Annotated in this window: 24 protein-coding genes; 10 read left to right on the forward strand and 14 right to left on the reverse strand. The window is 66.0% G+C overall.

From position 1 onward, the window contains the following. Window positions 1-8: 8 nt before the first annotated feature. The 6 genes from atpA to VVD47_RS10300 all read right to left on the reverse strand — a co-directional run bounded on the left by atpA (window position 9) and on the right by VVD47_RS10300 (window position 4,144). Window positions 9-1,547 carry a F0F1 ATP synthase subunit alpha gene (gene atpA / locus VVD47_RS10275; RefSeq protein WP_327603367.1) on the reverse strand — a complete coding sequence of 513 codons (1,539 nt, stop codon included), beginning with the start codon at window positions 1,545-1,547 and terminating at the stop codon, window positions 9-11. Between the two features lie 9 nt (window positions 1,548-1,556). Further along, a complete protein-coding gene (locus tag VVD47_RS10280) occupies window positions 1,557-2,081 on the reverse strand; it encodes a F0F1 ATP synthase subunit delta (protein WP_327603368.1) in 525 nt (174 codons plus the stop codon). 5 nt (window positions 2,082-2,086) lie between these two features. Beyond that, the gene (locus tag VVD47_RS10285; protein WP_327603369.1) at window positions 2,087-2,560 is read right to left on the reverse strand and encodes a F0F1 ATP synthase subunit B; all 474 of its coding nucleotides are present in this window, start codon (window positions 2,558-2,560) and stop codon (window positions 2,087-2,089) included. Between the two features lie 35 nt (window positions 2,561-2,595). After that, window positions 2,596-2,838: a F0F1 ATP synthase subunit C gene (gene atpE, locus VVD47_RS10290; protein ID WP_327603370.1), complete on the reverse strand. Its 243-nt coding sequence runs from the start codon at window positions 2,836-2,838 to the stop codon at window positions 2,596-2,598. A 66-nt stretch (window positions 2,839-2,904) separates the two neighbouring features. Continuing rightward, a complete protein-coding gene (gene atpB / locus VVD47_RS10295; protein ID WP_327603371.1) occupies window positions 2,905-3,801 on the reverse strand; it encodes a F0F1 ATP synthase subunit A in 897 nt (298 codons plus the stop codon). Window position 3,802: 1 nt separating this feature from the next. Beyond that, the gene (locus VVD47_RS10300; RefSeq protein ID WP_327603372.1) at window positions 3,803-4,144 is read right to left on the reverse strand and encodes an ATP synthase subunit I; all 342 of its coding nucleotides are present in this window, start codon (window positions 4,142-4,144) and stop codon (window positions 3,803-3,805) included. Between the two features lie 158 nt (window positions 4,145-4,302). Here VVD47_RS10300 and VVD47_RS10305 point away from each other — a divergent pair, with 158 nt between their 5' ends. The 4 genes from VVD47_RS10305 to VVD47_RS10320 all read left to right on the forward strand — a co-directional run bounded on the left by VVD47_RS10305 (window position 4,303) and on the right by VVD47_RS10320 (window position 8,609). Continuing rightward, the gene (locus VVD47_RS10305; RefSeq protein WP_327603373.1) at window positions 4,303-4,614 is read left to right on the forward strand and encodes an ArsR/SmtB family transcription factor; all 312 of its coding nucleotides are present in this window, start codon (window positions 4,303-4,305) and stop codon (window positions 4,612-4,614) included. A gap of 96 nt (window positions 4,615-4,710) precedes the next feature. Beyond that, window positions 4,711-5,391, forward strand: a complete 681-nt coding sequence (locus VVD47_RS10310) for a YebB family permuted papain-like enzyme (RefSeq protein ID WP_327603374.1) — start codon at window positions 4,711-4,713, stop codon at window positions 5,389-5,391. A 79-nt stretch (window positions 5,392-5,470) separates the two neighbouring features. Then, window positions 5,471-7,348, forward strand: coding sequence for an MFS transporter (locus VVD47_RS10315; RefSeq protein WP_327603375.1), 1,878 nt, complete (start codon window positions 5,471-5,473; stop codon window positions 7,346-7,348). Window positions 7,349-7,391: 43 nt separating this feature from the next. Further along, window positions 7,392-8,609: a multidrug effflux MFS transporter gene (locus VVD47_RS10320; RefSeq protein WP_327603376.1), complete on the forward strand. Its 1,218-nt coding sequence runs from the start codon at window positions 7,392-7,394 to the stop codon at window positions 8,607-8,609. Window positions 8,610-8,645: 36 nt separating this feature from the next. Here VVD47_RS10320 and VVD47_RS10325 read toward each other — a convergent pair whose 3' ends face one another. The 6 genes from VVD47_RS10325 to VVD47_RS10350 all read right to left on the reverse strand — a co-directional run bounded on the left by VVD47_RS10325 (window position 8,646) and on the right by VVD47_RS10350 (window position 12,473). Further along, window positions 8,646-9,335, reverse strand: a complete 690-nt coding sequence (locus VVD47_RS10325; RefSeq protein ID WP_327603377.1) for a DUF4197 domain-containing protein — start codon at window positions 9,333-9,335, stop codon at window positions 8,646-8,648. Window positions 9,336-9,365: 30 nt separating this feature from the next. Then, entirely contained in the window at window positions 9,366-10,220 is an 855-nt protein-coding gene (locus tag VVD47_RS10330; protein ID WP_327603378.1) for a ParB/RepB/Spo0J family partition protein, read from the reverse strand. Between the two features lies 1 nt (window position 10,221). Beyond that, window positions 10,222-10,602 carry a HepT-like ribonuclease domain-containing protein gene (locus VVD47_RS10335; RefSeq protein WP_327603379.1) on the reverse strand — a complete coding sequence of 127 codons (381 nt, stop codon included), beginning with the start codon at window positions 10,600-10,602 and terminating at the stop codon, window positions 10,222-10,224. Continuing rightward, window positions 10,599-10,889 carry a nucleotidyltransferase family protein gene (locus VVD47_RS10340; RefSeq protein WP_327603380.1) on the reverse strand — a complete coding sequence of 97 codons (291 nt, stop codon included), beginning with the start codon at window positions 10,887-10,889 and terminating at the stop codon, window positions 10,599-10,601. The genes VVD47_RS10335 and VVD47_RS10340 overlap by 4 nt, the downstream gene beginning before the upstream one ends. Before the next feature lie 4 nt (window positions 10,890-10,893). Beyond that, window positions 10,894-11,664 (reverse strand): ParA family protein, encoded by a 771-nt coding sequence (locus tag VVD47_RS10345; protein WP_327603381.1) that lies wholly within the window; start codon window positions 11,662-11,664, stop codon window positions 10,894-10,896. A gap of 83 nt (window positions 11,665-11,747) precedes the next feature. After that, on the reverse strand, window positions 11,748-12,473 hold the full coding sequence (locus VVD47_RS10350) for a YebC/PmpR family DNA-binding transcriptional regulator (protein WP_327603382.1): 726 nt from the start codon (window positions 12,471-12,473) through the stop codon (window positions 11,748-11,750). 155 nt (window positions 12,474-12,628) lie between these two features. Between VVD47_RS10350 and VVD47_RS10355 the strand changes: the two genes are divergently transcribed. The 6 genes from VVD47_RS10355 to VVD47_RS10380 all read left to right on the forward strand — a co-directional run bounded on the left by VVD47_RS10355 (window position 12,629) and on the right by VVD47_RS10380 (window position 18,358). Beyond that, window positions 12,629-13,342, forward strand: a complete 714-nt coding sequence (locus tag VVD47_RS10355; protein ID WP_327603383.1) for a hypothetical protein — start codon at window positions 12,629-12,631, stop codon at window positions 13,340-13,342. Between the two features lie 134 nt (window positions 13,343-13,476). Further along, the gene (locus VVD47_RS10360) at window positions 13,477-15,021 is read left to right on the forward strand and encodes a helicase HerA-like domain-containing protein (RefSeq protein ID WP_327603384.1); all 1,545 of its coding nucleotides are present in this window, start codon (window positions 13,477-13,479) and stop codon (window positions 15,019-15,021) included. A 15-nt stretch (window positions 15,022-15,036) separates the two neighbouring features. Further along, window positions 15,037-16,176 carry a class I SAM-dependent methyltransferase gene (locus VVD47_RS10365; RefSeq protein ID WP_327603385.1) on the forward strand — a complete coding sequence of 380 codons (1,140 nt, stop codon included), beginning with the start codon at window positions 15,037-15,039 and terminating at the stop codon, window positions 16,174-16,176. A 203-nt stretch (window positions 16,177-16,379) separates the two neighbouring features. After that, window positions 16,380-16,802 (forward strand): globin family protein, encoded by a 423-nt coding sequence (locus tag VVD47_RS10370; RefSeq protein ID WP_327603386.1) that lies wholly within the window; start codon window positions 16,380-16,382, stop codon window positions 16,800-16,802. A gap of 16 nt (window positions 16,803-16,818) precedes the next feature. Next, window positions 16,819-17,610 (forward strand): GGDEF domain-containing protein, encoded by a 792-nt coding sequence (locus tag VVD47_RS10375; RefSeq protein WP_327603387.1) that lies wholly within the window; start codon window positions 16,819-16,821, stop codon window positions 17,608-17,610. 220 nt (window positions 17,611-17,830) lie between these two features. Further along, window positions 17,831-18,358: a YbhB/YbcL family Raf kinase inhibitor-like protein gene (locus tag VVD47_RS10380; RefSeq protein ID WP_327603388.1), complete on the forward strand. Its 528-nt coding sequence runs from the start codon at window positions 17,831-17,833 to the stop codon at window positions 18,356-18,358. Between the two features lie 83 nt (window positions 18,359-18,441). Here VVD47_RS10380 and rph read toward each other — a convergent pair whose 3' ends face one another. Both rph and VVD47_RS10390 read right to left on the reverse strand, forming a co-directional pair. Beyond that, window positions 18,442-19,161, reverse strand: coding sequence for a ribonuclease PH (rph, locus tag VVD47_RS10385; RefSeq protein WP_327603389.1), 720 nt, complete (start codon window positions 19,159-19,161; stop codon window positions 18,442-18,444). 45 nt (window positions 19,162-19,206) lie between these two features. Beyond that, window positions 19,207-19,575: a GNAT family N-acetyltransferase gene (locus tag VVD47_RS10390; RefSeq protein ID WP_327603390.1), complete on the reverse strand. Its 369-nt coding sequence runs from the start codon at window positions 19,573-19,575 to the stop codon at window positions 19,207-19,209. Window positions 19,576-19,747 lie beyond the last annotated feature (172 nt).

Below are 19,747 nucleotides of genomic sequence, written 5' to 3' on the forward strand. Positions count from 1 at the left end.
GTCCTAGATTAGGCCCAGCTCGACTTGAAGGCTTCGATCGCCGAAGTCAGCTCCTTCTCGCCTTCGCCATCGAGATCCTTGGAGGATTCGATCTTGTCGACGAGCGCGCCATGCTTGGCCGCCACGAACTGGTGCAACGCTGCTTCGAAGGGCAGCACGCGCTTCACTTCCACGCCGTCGAAGTAGCCCTTGTTCACCGCGAACAGGGTGATGGCCATCTTCGACACCGACAGCGGTGCGTACTGCTGCTGCTTCATCAGCTCGGTGACCAGGCGACCACGCTCCAGCTGCTTGCGGGTGGCTTCGTCCAGGTCGGAAGCGAACTGCGCGAAGGCAGCCAGCTCACGGTACTGGGCGAGTGCCAGGCGCACGCCACCGCCCAGCTTCTTGATGACCTTGGTCTGGGCGGCGCCACCGACGCGGGACACCGAGATACCGGCGTTGATCGCGGGACGGATACCGGCGTTGAACAGGTCGGTTTCCAGGAAGATCTGGCCGTCGGTAATCGAGATCACGTTGGTCGGCACGAAGGCGGACACGTCACCGGCCTGGGTTTCGATGATGGGCAGCGCGGTCAGCGAACCAGTCTTGCCCTTCACTTCACCGTTGGTGAACTTCTCGACGTACTCCTCGTTCACGCGGGCGGCGCGTTCGAGCAGGCGGCTGTGCAGGTAGAACACGTCGCCCGGGTAGGCTTCGCGGCCCGGCGGACGGCGCAGCAGCAGCGAGATCTGGCGATAGGCCCAGGCCTGCTTGGTCAAGTCGTCGTAAATGATCAGGGCGTCCTGGCCACGATCGCGGAAGTACTCGCCCATCGTGCAACCGGCGTACGGAGCGATGAACTGCATCGCTGCGGAGTCGGAGGCGGAAGCCGCCACGATGATGGTGTATTCCAGCGCGCCATGCTCTTCCAGCTTGCGTACCACGTTGGCGATGGTCGAGGCCTTCTGGCCAACCGCCACGTAGATACAGGTCATGTTCTGACCCTTCTGGTTGATGATGGCATCGACGGCGACGGCGGTCTTGCCGGTCTGGCGGTCGCCGATGATCAGCTCGCGCTGGCCACGGCCGATCGGCACCATGGAGTCGACCGACTTCAGACCGGTCTGCACCGGCTGCGACACGGAACGACGGGCGATCACGCCCGGCGCAACCTTCTCGATCTTGTCGGTCGCCTTGGCGTTGACCGGACCCTTACCGTCGATGGGTTGGCCCAGCGAGTTGACGACGCGGCCGATCAGCTCCGGACCTACCGGCACTTCCAGGATGCGGCCGGTGGTCTTGACCGTATCGCCTTCGGAAATGTGTTCGTATTCGCCGAGCACCACGGCACCGACGGAGTCACGCTCGAGGTTGAGCGCCAGACCGAAGGTGTTGCCGGGGAACTCCAGCATTTCGCCCTGCATGACTTCGGCCAGGCCGTGAACGCGGACGATACCGTCGGTCACGGAGACCACGGTACCTTCGTTGCGCGCAGTGGCTGCCAGTTGCAGGTTCTGAATGCGACTCTTGATGAGATCGCTGATTTCAGACGGATTGAGTTGCATGGATAACTCCTAGTTCTGTAAGGCGGCAGCCATGGCTTCGAGCTTGCCTCGTACGGAGGCATCCAGCACTTCATCGCCGACGGCCACGCGCACGCCACCGATCAACTCGGGGTCGACATGCACGGACAGGCGCAGCGCGCCGAAGCGCGGAGCGAGGTCGGCGGCGAGCTGCTGGAGGGCAGCGTCGTCCATGGGGAAGGCGGAGCTGACGACAGCATCACGCACGCCATCGAAGCGGTTCTTCTCTTCGACGAACAGCTCGCGGATCTCGGGCAGCAGTTCGGCACGGCCGTTGTCCACCAGCACCTGCACGAAGTTGCGTTGCTCGGCGCTCAACGAGCCGCCGGCAAACACTTCGACCACCTGGGCCGGGACAACGCGCGGGTCACCGAGCAGGTCGCGGACTTCGGGCGCAGACGCCACGGCCGCCAGCCCGTCCAGGGCCTGCGCCCAGGAAGGCAGCGTGCCGGCATCGCGCGCCAGCGCGAACACGGCTTCCGCATAGGGTCGTGCCAGGGTGACGTTCTCGGCCATGGCGCTTACCTGAGTTCCTGTTTGAGGTTGGCGAGCAGGTCAGCGTGAGCCTGGGCGTTCACTTCGCGACGCAGGATGCGTTCGGCGCCGGCTACCGCCAGCAACGCAATCTGTTCACGCAGGTCGTCCTTGGCGCGCTGGGCAGCGGCATCGGCTTCCTTCTCGGCGGCTTCGCGGGCCTGGGCAATGATGCGGGCAGCTTCGGCGCGAGCGTCATCCACCAGCTGGGTGGCCTGCTTCTCGGCGCCACCACGCAGATCGGACGCGGATTCGCGTGCCTTGCGCAGCTCTTCACCGACACGCTTCTCAGCCAGCGCCAGGTCGGTCTTGGCCTTGTCAGCAGCAGCGAGCCCGTCGGCGATCTTCTTTGCACGCTCGTCGAGTGCCTTCACGATCGGTGGCCACACGAATTTCATCGTGAAGACCACGAAGGCGAGGAACACCACGATCTGCGCAAGCAGTGTTGCGTTCAGATTCACGGCAGATCCCTTTCCTGGGAAAGCTTAAGAAAGGGTCAGGCCAGGAACGTGGACGTCGCGAACCACAGGGCGATACCGGTACCGATAATGAAGGCCGCGTCGATCAGGCCAGCCAGCAGGAACATCTTGACCTGCAGGGCGTTCATCAACTCGGGTTGGCGAGCGGAGGCTTCCAGGTACTTGCCGCCCATCAGGGCGATACCGATACAGGCGCCGATTGCGCCCAGACCGATGATGAGACCGCAAGCCAGTGCAACCAGACCGTGAACTTGTTCCATGACAGCTCCTAGTAGTTTTATGAGTGGAAGTTAAAAAGAAAACGGGTACAGAAAACCGAACAAAACTCAGTGCGACTCGTGCGCCTGACCAACGTAGACCAGCGTCAGCATCATGAAGATGAACGCCTGCAGCACGACGACCAGAATGTGGAACAAGGTCCATGCCATGCCGGCGACGAAGTGGCCGAGGAACAGCAGGATGCTGGGGGCGTTGTAGCCCGTCCAGGCTGCGCCCATCAGCGCGATGAGCATGAAGATCAGCTCGCCGGCGAACATGTTGCCGAACAGCCGCATGCCGTGCGAAATCGTCTTGGCGGCGAACTCGATGATCTGCATGGCGAAGTTCACCAGGCCGAGCACGATGGCCAGGACCGGATTCTTGCTGGTGCCGAAAGGCGCGCTGACCAGCTCGTGCGCCCAGCCGCCGGCACCCTTGATCTTGACGTTGTAGTACAGGCAGATCAGCAGCACGGTGATCGACATGCCGAGCGTGGCGTTGATGTCGGCCGTGGCGACGACGCGCTGGTAGGCGTGGTGCGGGTCATGACCCATGCCGCCGTAGATGCCTTCCCAGATGCGCGGAATCAGATCCACCGGGATGAAGTCCATGGCGTTCATCAGGAACACCCAGACGAACACGGTGAGCCCCAGGGGTGCGACGAACTTGCGCGATTCGGCACTGTGGATCAGGCCCTTGGCCTGGTCCCCCACCATCTCGACCAGCAACTCCACGGCGGCCTGGAAACGACCGGGAACACCGGAAGTCGCCTTGCGCGCAGCCAGCCACAGCACGAAACAACCCAGCACGCCCATCGCGACAGCCCAGAACAGGGTGTCGTAGTTGACGAGGGAGAAATCGACCAGCGCAGCCTGCTTGCCGCCGGTGCCATTGAAGTGGGTCAAGTGGTGAGCGATGTACTCACCAGGAGTGGGGCCGTGGGCCGCCTCGGTTCCGGTCGCCATGTCAGGTTCTAATCAAGAATGCAAAAAAATTCGCTTGCAGCGTGAGGGCCAGGCCCAGCACCACTGCACCCCAGTGGGTGCCCGGATACAGGCGGCCCGCTGCGATCAAAATTCCGACTACGAGTACGAGCTTGAGCAACTCCCCGGCAACGAACGTCCCGACACGGGACGCGCCCGGTTGCCCGGCCGCCCTGGAGAGGCGCCACGCAAACAACAGACTGGGGATTACACAGGCTGCACCACCGATGGCTGCTGACAGCGCCCCGCGAAGACCGAAAAAGGCGGCGCCCAAGAGGACGCCCAGAAGAGCCAGCGCACTTTGCAGGCGCACCACCTTGTACATGCTCTCCCCCTGATTCGACTGCGAGCGACTATCGGCCGCGGCCAAAAAAGCCGAGCGATTTTAGGGGGCGGCCCTGCAAACGTCAAATCGGCTTGCCGCCGTCCATGCCCCCGAAAGGGCAGCTTGACGAACATATCGATATATCGAAACATTTCGATATGAACCGCAACTACTCCCGCGCCATCCCCGCCGAATGGCGAGCCATGTCGAAGGTGTTCGAAGCGCTGGGCGACGAGCATCGCCAGCGCCTGGTGCTGAGTTTCGAGCCGGGGGAGCGCCTCAACGTCTCGCAGCTGGCGGAGGTTTCCACGCTGGCGCGCTCCACCGTCTCGCACCACCTGAAGCTCCTTCGCGAAGCCGGCGTGCTGGAGAGCGAGAAGATCGGCAAGGAAGTCTGGTACTGGATCAACAAGGCCTGGCTGACGCAGGTATTCGAAGACGTGACTGAACACCTGCGCAAGCGACTGTAGCGCGCGCGACAGGACTTCCACGAGATTTCCATGGTCATCATTTCGCCATGACCATTATTTCGATATGTCTGGACATATCGACAGAAAGGAGCCTGGATGAAAACGCCCACAACCACATTGGTCGGACAGCGTCCTGACCATGTTCACGGGACTTCGCGTCGACTGCCGCACCCGCACCACGAGCCGATGCTGGACGCCGCGGATCTGGCCTCGCAACTCCGCGTCGGCGATCTCGTCTTCATCCTCATCGACAACCCGCTCTACCGCCGCGTTGCCAACGCCAGCGCCTCGTGGACCAACCACGTGGGGATCGTCATCGACATCGATGGCGCGGAACCCGTCATCGCGGAGAGCCGTGTTCCGGTATCGGGCTGTACCACCTTGTCCCGCTACCTTGCCCGCTCCGCCGACGGTCGCGTGGCCGTCCGCCGCCTCAGCGCTCAACCGGATGCCGCCGCCATCGCCGCCGCAGCCCGCAAACGCATGGGCCGGCTGTATCACACCGGCTTCAACCTGGATTCATCGCGACAGTTCTGCTCGAAGTTCGTCCGCGAAGTGTTGCTGGAAGCAACCGGCCAGGAGGTTGGCGAGGTGCAGCGCTTCTCCGCCCTGTTCGCCTCCAACCCGCAGGCCGACCTCCGCTTCTGGCGCTGGTGGTATTTCGGCAACATCCCCTGGCAGCGCCGTACGGTCACGCCCGCCAGCCAGTTGCACAGCCCGCTGCTGCACACGGTGTTCGACGGCTTCGCGGGCCAGCAGCGTCGTCGATCGCATTGACCGACCTACCATCCCGGACGGACTTGCCACTGCGCGTGGCAAGATGTGCGTCCTCTTCACGGGCCCGCCTGCGCACGTCATGAGCAACCAGTTCCAGCTGATGCGCGAAAAGCGCTTCCTGCCGTTCTTCCTCACGCAGTTCCTCGGTGCCTTCAACGACAACGTCTTCAAGACGGCGCTGATCACCCTGGTGGCGTTCCGCAGCGCGGAGTTCGCCGGGCTGGACTCGGCACAGCTCACCACCTTGCTGCCCGGGCTGTTCATCCTGCCGTTCTTCCTGTTCTCGGCGACCGGCGGGCAGATCGCCGACAAGTACGACAAGGGCAGCGTCGCGCGCGTCGTGAAGCTGTGCGAGATCGCCATCATGCTGCTGGCGGGCTGGGGGTTTCTGGCGCACAGCCTGTGGCAACTGGTGCTCGCGCTGCTGCTGATGGGTCTGCACTCCACGTTCTTCGGACCCGTGAAGTACTCCTACCTGCCGCAGCACCTGGCACCGCAGGAACTGGTGGGCGGCAACGGCATGGTCGGGATGGGCACCTTCGTGGCCATCCTGCTCGGACAGGTGCTCGGCGCCGGGCTCATCGCACTCGACGACAGCAACCTGCTGGCGGCCGTCGGCGTGCTGGTGCTCGCCATTGCGGGCTGGTGGGCGAGCCGCGGCATTCCGGCGTCGCCGCCGGCCGAACCCGCGTTGAAGGTGAACTTCAATCCGCTCAGCGAGACCTGGCGCAACATCGGCTTCGCCCGCAGCAACCGCGCGGTGTGGCTGTCGGTGCTGGGCATCTCCTGGTTCTGGTTCTACGGCGCCACCGTGCTGGCGCAATTCCCCAACCTCGCAAAGAGCGCACTGGGCGGCAGCGAGGGGGTGTTCATGCTGTTGCTGACGATCTTCTCGGTCGGCGTGGGCGTCGGCTCGCTGTTGTGCGAGCGCCTGTCGCGCGGTCGTGTGGAGATCGGCCTGGTGCCGCTGGCGGCCATCGGCCTCACGCTGTTCGGCGCCGACATGTATTTCTCGATTCCCGAAGCGCCGCTGATGCAGGCAGGCGGCATCGCCGACTACCTGCGCCATGCAACGCACTGGCGCCTGCTCTTCGACATCGCTGCGCTGGGCCTGTGTGGCGGGCTGTACATCGTGCCGCTGTACGCACTGATCCAGACCCGCTGCGACAAGCGCTACACCTCGCGCGTCATCGCGGCGGTGAACATCATGAACGCCGGGTTCATGGTGGTATCGGCTGGGGTCAGCGTGCTGTTGCTGGGCATGGGCCTTTCCATCGCGGAGCTGTTCCTCGCGGTCGCGCTGTTCAACGCCGTGGTGGCGATCTACATCTACACCCTCCTGCCGGAGTTCCTGATGCGCTTCATCGTGTGGATCCTGGTCCACACCGTGTATCGCTTCCGTGCCCAGGGCGTCGCCAACATTCCTGACGAAGGCGCCGCGGTGATTGCCTGCAACCACGTCAGCTTCGTCGACGCACTGGTGATCCTCGCCGCCAGCCCGCGGCCGATCCGATTCGTGATGGACCACCGCATCTTCCGCACGCCGATCCTGAACTTCGTGTTCAGCGAGAACCGCGCGATTCCGATCGCCTCCGCCAAGGAAGACCCGGACACGCTGCACCGCGCCTACGACGACATCGCCGCCGCGCTCGCCGATGGCGACCTGGTCGGCATCTTTCCGGAAGGCCGCATCACCGACAACGGCGAGCTGACGGCTTTCAAGGGCGGCATCAACAAGATCCTGCAGCGCAACCCGGTGCCGGTCGTGCCGATGGCCCTGCGCGGCCTGTGGGGCAGCTTCTTCTCGCGCAAGGACGGGCCGGCGATGAGCAAGCCTTTCCGGCGTGGTTTCTTCAATCGCATCGAGTTGATCGTGGACGTCCCCATGGCGCCCGACAGCGTATCCCCCGCCAGCCTGCAGTCACGTATCCAGACACTGCGTGGCGAGGTTGCCTGAGTTCATCCCGCTACATCCACCCCGCCACACCCGGAAGCACGACTTGCCCACCTCACACCTCGCGAAGCCCATCTCCTACCCACTGCTGGCGATGATGCTGGCATTGCTGAACGCGATCGGCCCGTTCGCCATCGACACCTACCTGCCGGCCTTCCCGGCCATCGAGGCCGGCCTGCGGACGACACCGCTGGCGATGCAGCAGTCGCTCACCGCCTACATGCTGCCCTTCGCCTTCATGATGCTGTGGCATGGCGCGCTTGCGGACGCGCTGGGGCGCCGCCGGGTACTACTGGTCGGCCTGACGCTGTTCGCGCTGGCCTCTGTGGTGTGCGTGGTGGCGCAGAGCATCGAGATGCTGTGGCTGGGCCGCGCCCTGCAGGGGCTGTCGGCAGGCGTCGGCGTGGTGGTGGGCCGCGCAATCATCCGCGACGTGCTGGAGGGGCCGGCCGCGCAGCGCCTGATGGCGCATGTGGCGATGGTGTTCGCGCTGGCGCCCGCGGTGGCGCCGATTTTCGGCGGCTGGATCACCGAGGTGCTGGGCTGGCGCAGCGTCTTCGGCTTCCTCGCTTTGCTCGGGGTCATCCAGCTGGCGATGACGATCTTCTACCTGCCCGAGACCTTGCCCGTCGACCAGCGCCAGTCGCTGCATCCGGTCGACCTGCTGCGGGGCTATGGCAGCGTGCTGGGGCACCCGGGTTTCGTGCTCAGCGCGCTGTCGCTGGGGCTGATGTTCACCGGCTTCTTCGTGTACGTGATGTCGGCGCCGGTGTTCCTGATGCAGCATCTGCAACTGTCGAGCACGGATTTCGGCTGGCTGTTCATCCCGCTGGTATGCGGCATGGTCTGCGGCTCCGCCCTGTCGGCACGCCTGGCCGGCAAGCTGTCACGCCACGGCACGGTGCGGCTGGGCTTCTGCATCATGGCGGTGGCCACGCTGATCAACTTGGTGCTCAACTACTTCGTCTATACCTCGGTCGTCAGCCGGATTCCGCAACTGGCGCTGTACACCTTCGGCATGAGCCTCGCGATGCCCAGCCTCAGCCTCATCGCGCTGGACATGTTCCCGGAGCGGCGGGGCCTCGCCGCCAGTTGCCAGGGCTTCATCCAGATGCTGGTGACGGCCGCCTGCGCCGGGCTGCTGGCGCCCGCGGTGTGGTCGGACCTGCATCACCTGGCCTGGGCGGCCACCGCCGGCTGGGTGGCAAGCCTGCTGTGCTTCGTGCTGTACGTGGGCCACAGGAACCGGCCACAAACCCCGTAGGAGATCGCGCAGCGGGAACCGCCGCGCCCGCGGCGCCTAGAGCGCCCCGAACACCTTGCGGGCGATGCTGCCCACCGCTTCGGCGGGGTTCTGGCGGATGGCGCGCTCTTCCTCGGCAATACGCAGGTAGAGCGCATCCAGTGCGCGGCGGGTGACGAAGCGCTCCACGTTGGCGTCTTCGTTCTTGATGAGACCGAATGCCGCCGCCTGCGACGCAAGCTGGTTGTACTGGTCGGCGAGCTGCAGCTTCGCGGTGGCCTTGCTGACCACCGGCTGGAACTTCTGCGTCAGTGGCGTCAGCGTCTTGCTGCGGAAATACTGCGTCACCGAATCATCGCCGCCGCCGAGGATGCTCCTGGCATCCTGCACGCTCATCTGCTTCACCGCGCCCACCAGCAACGGCCTGGCTTCCGCCACCGCCATCTCGGCTGCGCGGTTCATGGCCTGCTGCAGTTCGTCCAGCGCGGGGCCCTGACCCATCAGGCGCAAGGCAGGCTCGATCTGCCGGATGGCGTCCGGCAGGGGGATGCGGAAACGCGGATTGCCCTGGAAGCCATCCACCACGCCCAGCGTCGCCACGGCCTGCGTGGCACCCTGCTCCAGCGCCTGCTTCAGGCCGGCGGCGGCGTCCTTGCTGGAAATCGCGTCCAGCAGGCCGGCACGCGCAGCCCGGGACGCCAGCAATGGGAACAGGCCCAGTGCGAACACGAAACGACGTCTGTGCATGGCCGCCTCCTGCGCCCGGCTACGGGGCGATTACTTCAGCTTGCCCAGGATGCCGTCCAGCTGGTCCAGGTTGCCGAAGCTGATGGTCAGCGTGCCGGCGCCCTTCTTGCTGGCCTTGATCTTCACGGTGGCAGCGAAGCGGTCGGACAGCTCCTCTTCCAGGCGCAGCACGTCCTGGTTGCTCTCCACACGCTTCGCGCTTTTCTCGTCGCGCGGCTTGAGCTGGCTGGACACCAGCTTCTCGGTGTCGCGCACCGACAGGCGCTTCGCCACCACCTGGTTGGCCAGCAGGATCTGCTGGGCCGGGTCGACCGCCAGCAGCGCACGCGCGTGGCCCATCTCGATGTCGCCGAGCATCAGCATCTCGCGCACCGCTTCCTGCAACTGCAAGAGGCGCAGCAGGTTGCTGGTGGCCGGCCGCGAACGGCCCAGCGCATCGGCGGCCTGCTGGTGGGTCATGCCGAACTCGTCGATCAAGCGCTGGATGCCCAGCGCTTCTTCCAGCGGATTGAGGTCCTCGCGCTGGATGTTCTCGATGAGCGACATCGCCAGCGCGGCTTCGTCCGGAATGTCGCGGATGATGACCGGCACTTCCGACAGCTCGGCGATCTGCGCCGCACGCCAGCGGCGTTCGCCGGCGATGATCTCGTGCCTGCCACCGGCGATGGGCCGCACGGTGATCGGCTGCATCAGCCCCTGCGCCTTGATCGACGCGGCCAGCTCTTCCAGCGAGCCGGCGTCCATGCGCGTGCGCGGCTGGTACTTGCCGGGCTGCAGGCCGCCGACCGGCAGCGTGGTGAGGTTGCCGGTGTCCGCCGGCAGCGTGTCGCCGCCCAGCAGGGCTTCGAGGCCCCGACCGAGGCCTTTCATCTTGGGTGGTGTCATGTCAGTCGTTGTCGCCACTGACAGCCGATCGGGCCACCAGCAGCAAGGGTTCAAGTTGTGGGATCAGTCCCGGAATTTCCTGCACGGCGGTCGCCCACACCAGGTTCAGGTCGATTTCAAAGTAGTCGTGGATCAGCTTGTCGCGGAACGCTGCCATGTGCCGCCAAGGCACAGCCGGTGCCTGACTTCGCAAGCCATCCGGCAACTTCTTGGTCGCCTCGCCAATCACTTCGAAACACTGGATGACCGCCCGTTGCCGCATGCGATCGGCCAGGAAAGCCTCGCGGCCGACCGCTGCATAGTCGACGATCTCGCGTGCGGCCTGGAGGATGTCCGTCAGGTACAGGATGGCATTGCGTTCTACACGCCCAGCCGATTTCATACAGGCCGCGCCTCGCGCAGTACGCGCTCGCGGATCTCCGGGTGCAGGCCGTCCTGCGTCGCAATCTCGACACGATGCGTCAGCAGGACTTCCAGCACGTCCTGCAGGGCAAACGCATTGAACAGCGTTGCGCCTTCCTCGAAATCAGCGATCAGGTCCAGGTCACTGTCTTCGCGGTCTTCCCCGCGCGCTACCGAACCAAACACCCGCAGGCTGAGGACGTGATGAGCCCGCGCAAGTGCCATCACTTCATCACGATGCAAACGCAGGGCTTCGCTGGGCTTCATGGCATCAGATCGTCTTGATCCGCTCGATCATCTCGGCAGCGAAACTCAGGTAGGCCTGCGAGCCCTTGGCGGCCTTGTCGAACACCACGCCGGGCAGGCCGTGGCTGGGTGCTTCGGCGAGGCGCACGTTGCGCGGGATGATGGCCTTGAACACCTTGTCGCCGAAGTGCGATTCGAGTTGCGCCGAGACCTGCTGCGACAGCGTGCTACGGGTATCGAACATCACGCGCAGCAGGCCGATGATCTTCAGCTCGCGGTTCATCTTGGCGTGCACCTGCTTGATGGTGTTCACCAGGTCGGACAGGCCTTCCAGCGCGTAGTACTCGCACTGCATCGGGATGATCACGCCGTGCGCGCAGCACAGGCCGTTCAGGGTCAGCATCGACAGGCTGGGCGGGCAGTCGATGAGCACGAAGTCGTACTCGGCCTCGACGGTGGCCAGCGCGTCCTTGAGGCGGCGCTCGCGGTTGTCCAGCGTCACCAGCTCCACTTCGGCGCCGGCGAGATCGCGGTTGGCCGCCAGCACGTCGTAGCCGCCCTGCTCGGAGCGCGCGCGCGACTCCTGCAGCGTCTTCAGGCCGACCAGCACCTGGTACACGGTGGAGGGCACGGCGCGCTTGTCGACGCCGGAGCCCATGGTGGCATTGCCCTGCGGGTCGAGGTCGACCAGCAGCACGCGCTGGCCGTGTGCGGCCAGCGCCGCGGCCAGGTTGACCGTGGTGGTGGTCTTACCGACGCCGCCCTTCTGGTTGGCGACTGCGAAAATGCGGGCCACGCTGTTCCCCCGGGAGCTTCTGTCGCTGCGTGCGACTTGTTGTGCGGCTTGTTGTGACGCTCAGTTGCAAGCCTGGCGCCGGCTCAGTCTTCGATGACCGCCGACGTATAGACTTCCTGCACGTCGTCCAGCGAATCCAGCGCGTCCAGCAGCTTCTGCATGCGCAGGGCGTCGTCACCGGTCAACACGGTGTCGTTCTGCGGCTTCATCGTCACTTCGCCGAACTCGGCCTTGAAGCCGGCGGCTTCCAGCGCCTCCTTCACCTGGGTGAATTCCCAGGGGCCGGTGCTCACTTCGATGGAGCCATCCTCGTTGCTCACCACGTCCTCGGCGCCGGCCTCCAGCGAGGCTTCCATCAGCGCGTCCTCGTTGGTGCCCGGTGCGAACACCAGGGTGCCGCAGTGCTTGAACTGGAAGGCCACGCTGCCGTCGGTACCCATGTTGCCGCCGTACTTGCTGAAGGCATGGCGCACGTCGGCGACGGTGCGGGTCTTGTTGTCGGTCAGGCAGTCCACCATGACGGCGGCACCGCCGATGCCGTAGCCCTCGTAGCGCGCTTCTTCATACACCACGCCTTCGAGCTGGCCGGTGCCGCGCTTGATGGCGTTCTCGATGTTGTCCTTCGGCACCGACACGCCCTTGGCCTTGTCGATCGCCAGCCGCAGGCGCGGGTTGGAATTGGCATCCGCGCCGCCCATCTTGGCGGCGACGGTGATTTCCTTGATCAGCTTGGTGAAGACAGCCCCGCGCTTGGCGTCCTGACGACCCTTGCGGTGCTGGATGTTGGCCCATTTGGAATGACCAGCCATAACGTACGTCCCCGGCGTCTGCGCGCCCGTTGCAGTCAAAGGGCGGGATTATACAACCGCCGATCAGCCCGACCGGCTGGCGCGGACAGGCGCTTTGCTAGATTGGATCCATTACGAATCAACAAGCTGGCCAACCAGCTGCAGAGAGTCTGACCATGCGCAACTTCGCCGCCCGCCTATTCAAAGCCCTGGTTGCAGCCCTTGCCTGCCTTGCTGCCCTCGGACTCGGTGCGCTGGCGCAGGCACAGTCCCAGCCCGGCGACTACACCGTCACCCAGATCAACTTCAACTTCGGTGGCTGCACCGACGGCCTGGGCCGCGCGATTCCGTCGCAAGCCGACGCCAGCCTCGGCCCCATCGTCGAGACCCGCGTCGACAACGGCCGCACCATGCTGGCCTACAACCCGCAGCGCCTGCCGCAGCTGCTGCCGGAAACGCGCATGTTCCTGTTCGCCCACGAATGCGCGCGCCACCAGCTCAACCTGCCCACCAGCGGCGAGCGCACCCTCTCGGACGCCCGTCGTGCCGACTGCCAGGCGCTGGCCATCCTGCGCCGCTCGGGCATGCTGCCCACGGAAGCGGAAGTCGAATCCATCCAGACCGACCTGCAGTTCGCGGCGGACGACTGGAGCCTGCTGCCCGGCCCGGCGCGCGACTTCCAGCTCGCGGCCTGCAAGCTGCCGCCCGCCCCGGCCCGGACTACGACCCGCAAACAGGGCAACACCGTGGGCGTCCCCACCACCCTGCAGCGCAGCCCGGCCTACAGCCAGTGCGTGCAGTCCTGCGGCTCGCGCCTCTACAGTTGCGGCAACAGCGCTGCCTGCCTGCAGACTTTCGACCGCTGCAACGCCGGCTGCGAGAGCAAATAGGCCGCACAAAGCGTCACGACTGCCCCACATGACACGGCCGGGCCGTCACGCCCGGCCGTTTCTGTTCACGCGCGCACCTTTCCGCTACCATTGCCGGGCGGCAGCGCCCTGCCCGCCTGTCATCGGAGCACCCCATGGCCCAACCCCTCCTCATTGCCCGCAGCGGCGACCTCGACATCGCCCTGCTGCCCGCCATGGCCAACCGCCACGGCCTGATCACCGGCGCCACCGGCACCGGCAAGACCGTCACCCTGCAGAAGCTGGCCGAAGGCTTTTCCAGCATCGGCGTGCCGGTGTTCATGGCCGACGTGAAGGGTGACCTCTCGGGCGCAGGCGCGGCCGGCGAAATGAAGCCCAAGCTGCAGGAACGCCTGGCCGCCATCGGCATCACCGACTGGGAGCCGGTGAAGAACCCGGTGGTGTTCTGGGACGTGTTCGGCGAGAGCGGCCACCCGGTGCGCGCCACCGTGTCCGACATGGGCCCGCTGCTGATCGGCCGCCTGCTGTCGCTCAACGACACCCAGGCTGGCGTGTTGCAGATCGTCTTCAAGGTGGCCGACGACAACGGCCTGCTGCTGCTGGACCTCAAGGACCTGCGCGCGATGGTGCAGTTCGTCGGCGACAACGCCAAGACGCTCACCACCAGCTACGGCAACGTGTCCGCCGCCAGCATCGGCGCCATCCAGCGCGGCCTGCTGACGCTGGAACAGCAAGGGGGCGACAAGTTTTTCGGCGAGCCGATGCTCAACATCGACGACCTGATGCAGACCGGTGACAACGGCCGTGGCGTCATCAACATCCTGACCGCCGACAAGCTCTACAACTCGCCCAAGCTCTACGCCACCTTCCTGCTGTGGCTGCTGGCCGAACTGTTCGAGCAACTGCCGGAAGCCGGCGACCTGGACCGCCCCAAGCTGGTGTTCTTCTTCGACGAAGCCCACCTGCTGTTCAACGACGCGCCGCCCGCGCTGCTGGAAAAGATCGAACAGGTGGTACGCCTGATCCGCTCAAAGGGCGTCGGCGTCTACTTCGTGACGCAGAACCCGCTGGACGTGCCGGAAACCGTGCTCGGCCAGCTCGGCAACCGCGTGCAGCACGCGCTGCGCGCCTTCACCCCGCGCGACCAGAAGGCGGTGAAGACTGCCGCCGAAACCCTGCGCGCCAATCCCAAGTTCAGCGCCGAAGCGGCAATCACCGAACTCGGCGTCGGCGAAGCCCTGATCTCCTGCCTGGACGTGAAAGGCACGCCCGGCATCGTGGAGCGCGCCTTCGTCATCGCCCCGGGTTCGCGCATCGGCCCGATGACGCCGGACGAGCGCAACGCCGCCATCAACAACTCCCCGGTGTACGGCACCTACGAGGAAGTGCTGGACCGCGAGTCCGCCTTCGAGAAGCTGAAGGCCGCAGTCGCCAACGGTGCAGGCGCCGCCCCCGCAGGCAGCACCGGTGCCAACCCGACCGGCACCGCGCCGGCCCCCGCAGGTGACGGCGGCGGCCTGCTCGGTGGCGCCGTTGGCGAGATCCTCTTCGGCAAGGTCGGCCCGCGCGGCGGCCAGCACGACGGCCTCGTGCAGACCGCCGCCAAGACCCTCACCCGCACCATCAGCAGCTCCATCGGCCGCGAGATCGTGCGCGGCGTGCTGGGCTCGATCCTGGGCGGTGGCTCGCGCCGTCGCTGAGATACCGGGACAACGATGGACGCCAGCCGCGTAGAGCGCCTCGGTCAGGTTTTCACCGCGCCCGCCGTGGTACGGCAGATGCTGGCCCTGCGGCGCAATGCCGGACGCGTGCTGGAACCGAGTTGCGGTGACGGCGCCTTCGCGCGGCACCTGCCCGGCTGCATCGCCATCGAGCTGGACGCCAGCGTCGCCCCCGCCGATGCGCGGGTGATGGACTTCTTTGCCTACCCGGCTGAGGAACGGTTCGACAGCATCGTCGGCAACCCGCCCTACGTGCGCCACCAGGACATCCTGCCGGCGACGCGTGCGCTGCTGCCGATGGAGCTGTTCGACCTGCGCAGCAACCTGTACCTGTTCTTCATCGAGAAGTGCGTGCGCCACCTGCGGCCAGGTGGGGAGCTGGTGTTCATCGTGCCGCGCGACTTCATCAAGCTGACGGCGGCGCGCAAGCTCAATCGCTGGCTGTTCGAGCAGGGCACGATCACCGACTTCATCGAGACCGGCGACAGCAACATCTTCGGCGAGTACGTGCCCAACTGCGCGATCTTCCGTTTCGAGCGCGGCCGCATGGACCGCCGCATGCACGACGGCCGGCTCTTCGCCGAAGTGGGCGGCCAGCTCATGTTCCTGCGTGGCGACTACACACTGCCACTGGCCCGGCTGTTCGACGTGAAGGTGGGCGCAGTGTCCGGCGCCGACGAAGTCTTCACCCACCCGGAAGGCAACCGCGAGTTCGTCTGCTCGCGCACCGCCGAGACCGGCGAGCTGCGCCGCATGTTCTTCGACGTGCAGCATCCGCACCTGCTCGCCAACAAGTCGCGCCTGCTGGCGCGGCGGGTCCGCGAATTCGAGGAGCACAACTGGTGGCGCTGGGGCCGCCAGCATCACCAGAGCAGCGCACCGCGCATCTACGTGAACAGCAAGACGCGGCGCGCGCAACCCTTCTTCCTGCACGACTGTCCAGACTACGACGGCGCCATCCTGGCGCTGTTCCCGCGCATTGCGGGCATGAACCTGGCCCAGGCGGTGGACCTGCTGAACACCGCCGTGGACTGGGAAGAGCTGGGCTTCAAATGCGATGGCCGTCACCTGTTCACCCAGCGCAGCCTGCAGACCTGTCTGCTCCCCGCCAGCTTTGAACGGCTGACGCGCTAGCAAGCTGCCAGGCAGGGCCTGCCTGCCCGAATGGCCCGCGGTTTCAGGCCACCCTTTCGGCCAGCGCACCCCGTCGTCGGGCGCGAACTGACCTACCCTGCGTTCAAGGTCGCTGCGCACTCCCTGCCCCTGCGACTCATCGCCGCGGACGGACGAATGTCCCGCCCTGGCCGGCACCGATGGATGCAGAAAGGAAGCACGGCATGACACCGCAACAGGTCTCGCTCATACAGTCCAGCTGGGCACAGGTCGTTCCGATCCGGGAACAGGCCGCCACCCTGTTCTACGACACCTTGTTCACGATGGACCCGGCACTGCGCCCGCTGTTCAAGGGCGACATGAGCGAGCAGGGTCGCAAGCTGATGGGCGTGCTGGGCGTGGTCGTCGCCTCGCTCGAACGCCTCCAGGAGCTGGTGCCCACCGTCCAGGCGCTGGGCGCCAAGCATGTCGGCTACGGCGTCCGCAATGCGCACTACGACACCGTCGGCCAGGCGCTGCTGCAGACCTTGGAACTTGGCCTTGGCCCGGCCTTCACGGAACCTGTCCGCGACGCCTGGGCCACTGCCTACGCCACGCTGGCCGGCGTCATGCAGGAAGCCGCGGCAGCCTCGCCGCAAGCCGCCTGACGCAACGGCCGACGCCATGAATCCGCAAGTCCGCCTCGCCCCGCACCTGCACACCGACATGGCACGGCGCCTGCGGCCGCCTGCCACGCCGAACATGGCCAACCCGGGCGCGCTGGATGCGGGCTCGGCCGGGATGCTGCTCGACGCCCTGCGCCGCCTTGCCCTCAACCAGCGCGATGTCGGGGCAGCCATCCTGCCGGCCCTGCAGGACCTGGTGGCCCGCCTCGACCCGCAGGCCATGCCCACGCTGGCACAACGCGCCCACGCAGCGGAGGAGGAAGCCCGCGCGCTGCGCCAGGCGCTCGGCAACCTCGCCCACGGCGTACGCCGCGACGAGCTGACCGGCCTGCTGAATCGCAAGGGCCTGGTGGATGCCTTCGACGCCGAAAGTGCGCGGGCGGCGCGCGACGACGGCATGCTGTGCGTCGCCCTGCTGGACCTCGACGACTTCAAGCGACTCAACGATCACCACGGCCACCTGGCCGGCGACCATGCCCTCCAGCATTTCGCCACGCTCGCACGCGACCACCTGCGCCCGCAGGACGCCATGGGCCGTTTCGGCGGCGAGGAGTTCATCGTGCTGCTGCCGGGCGCCAGCCCTGCCGAAGCGGTGACGATCATCGAGCGACTGCAAGCCGCGCTCGCCACCCGCGCCCCGCACTGGCAGGCGCGCGACATTCCGCTCAGCTTCAGCGCCGGTGTCATCCGCGTGCAGGCCCACGAGTCCTGGCACCAGGCGATTACGCGTGCCGATGGCGCCATGTACGTCGCCAAACGCGCCGGCAAGGCACGCTGCCTGGCCGCCTGAACGCTGCCTCAGCGCGCGATCCCTTTCCCGGCACGGGCTGACAGCCTGCCGGCCGGGGCCTATGCTGCACGTCCGCGTGCGCATCCCTGCATCTCACTCTGCGCGCGCCATTTTCTTGCGCCGACTCCCGCGCCGCTTTGTACCGAGGAAACGCATCATGCCCATTGCATCACGAGCATCACGATCGCCATCGCTGTCGTCGAAAGCGCCCATCGCACGCTTGCTTTACGCCCTTGCCATCGGCCTGCCCTGTCTTCCTGCTGCCGCGCTCGAACTGGGCAGCAACGACATCAAGGATGGCGGCAGCCTCACCGTCACGCAGGTGTACAAGGGCTTCGGCTGCGAAGGCGAGAACCGCTCCCCGCAACTGCACTGGAAGAATGCGCCGGCCGGGACGAAGAGCTTCGCGGTCACGGTCTACGATCCCGACGCGCCCACCGGCAGCGGCTGGTGGCACTGGCTGGTGTGGGACATCCCCGCCAGCGCCACCAGCCTGCCGGCCGGAATCGGCCAGGGCGCCGTGCTGCCCGCCGGCGCACGCGAAGGGCGCAGCGACTACGGCACGACCGGCTTCGGCGGTGCCTGCCCGCCCAAGGGTGACAAGCCCCACCGCTACGTCTTCACGGTGTTCGCCCTGAAGGTCCCCAGGCTGCAGGTACCGGACAATCCGACGGCCGCGCTGGTGGGTTTCATGCTGAATGCCAATGCGCTGGAGAAGGCGAGCTTCACCGCCACCTACGGACACTGAACGCAAACCCCCGGCGGCCACGCCGGAAAGTACAAAGGGCCCCACGGGGCCCTTTGTACTTTCCATCCTTCTGGTGCGAGGTCTCAGGCCACGGCCTGTTTCTGCAGCGTCACCAGCTCGGCGATGCCCGCGCCGGCCAGCGCCAGCAAGGCATCCAGTTCGGTCCGCTGGAACGGCGCGCCCTCCGCCGTACCCTGCACCTCGACGAAGCCACCGCTACCGGTCATCACCACGTTCATGTCGGTATCGCAGGCCGAATCCTCCACGTAGTCCAGGTCCAGCACAGGCGCGCCATTTGCGATGCCCACCGACACCGCGGCCACCCACTCACGCAGCGGAGAGGCCGTCAGCTTGCCTTCGGCAATCAGCTTCTGCAGCGCGTCGTGCAGCGCCACGCAGGCGCCGGTGATCGACGCCGTGCGCGTGCCGCCATCCGCCTGCAGCACGTCGCAGTCGATGGTGATCTGCCGCTCACCCAGGGCCTTGAGATCCACCACGGCACGCAGGCTGCGGCCGATGAGGCGCTGGATCTCCTGCGTGCGGCCGGTCTGCTTGCCCTTGGCCGCCTCGCGCGACATGCGGGTGTGGGTGGAGCGCGGCAGCATGCCGTATTCCGCCGTCACCCAACCCTCGCCCTTACCGCGCAGGAAGGGCGGCACGGATTCCTCGACACTGGCCGTGCACAGCACGCGGGTGTCACCGAACTCCACCAGCACCGAGCCCTCGGCATGCTTCGTGAAGCCACGGATGATGCGCACCTCGCGCAATTGGTCGGCGCGGCGGCCGGAGGGACGGTTGCTCATGATGGATACCTGAAGATTCGCGACGGGCTGCGATTGTAGCCGCCCTCAGCGGGGCAATCGTGCGTAGTAGATGTCGAAGTCTTCTTCGTGCGTCTGCACGAAACCATGACGCTGGTAGAAGCGGTTGGCATCGCTGCCACGCAAGGCACCCACGCGCACCGACAGGCCTTCTGCATCGGCCTGCGCGAACATCTGCCGTAGCACCCAGGCACCGATACCCCGCCCCTGATGCGCAGGCAGCACGTAGAGATGATTCAGGAACAGGCCGCCGTCCTGCGGACGCCACACCACGAACCCCACCCGCTCGCCCTCGCACACGATGTGCCGCGTGAAGTCCGGGTCGAAGGTCGCAAGAAACCGCGCCCGCGCCCGCAACGGATCGAAGCGCCCGATCCGCTCGAGACTTTCACGCATGGCTGCGATGCGCAGGGCGACCAGCGCCTCTACGTCATCGACAACAACCGACTCGAAAGACAACTCCAACATAGAGGGATAGATAGGGCGAAAGGCGTAGCGAGCGGTTCAAGGTCGCAACGAGAAGCGCAGACGTACGGGAGTACGTCGAGCATCACAGTTGCGAGATTGA

Source organism: Uliginosibacterium sp. H1 (genome assembly GCF_036017065.1).
Classification (GTDB): domain Bacteria; phylum Pseudomonadota; class Gammaproteobacteria; order Burkholderiales; family Rhodocyclaceae; genus Uliginosibacterium.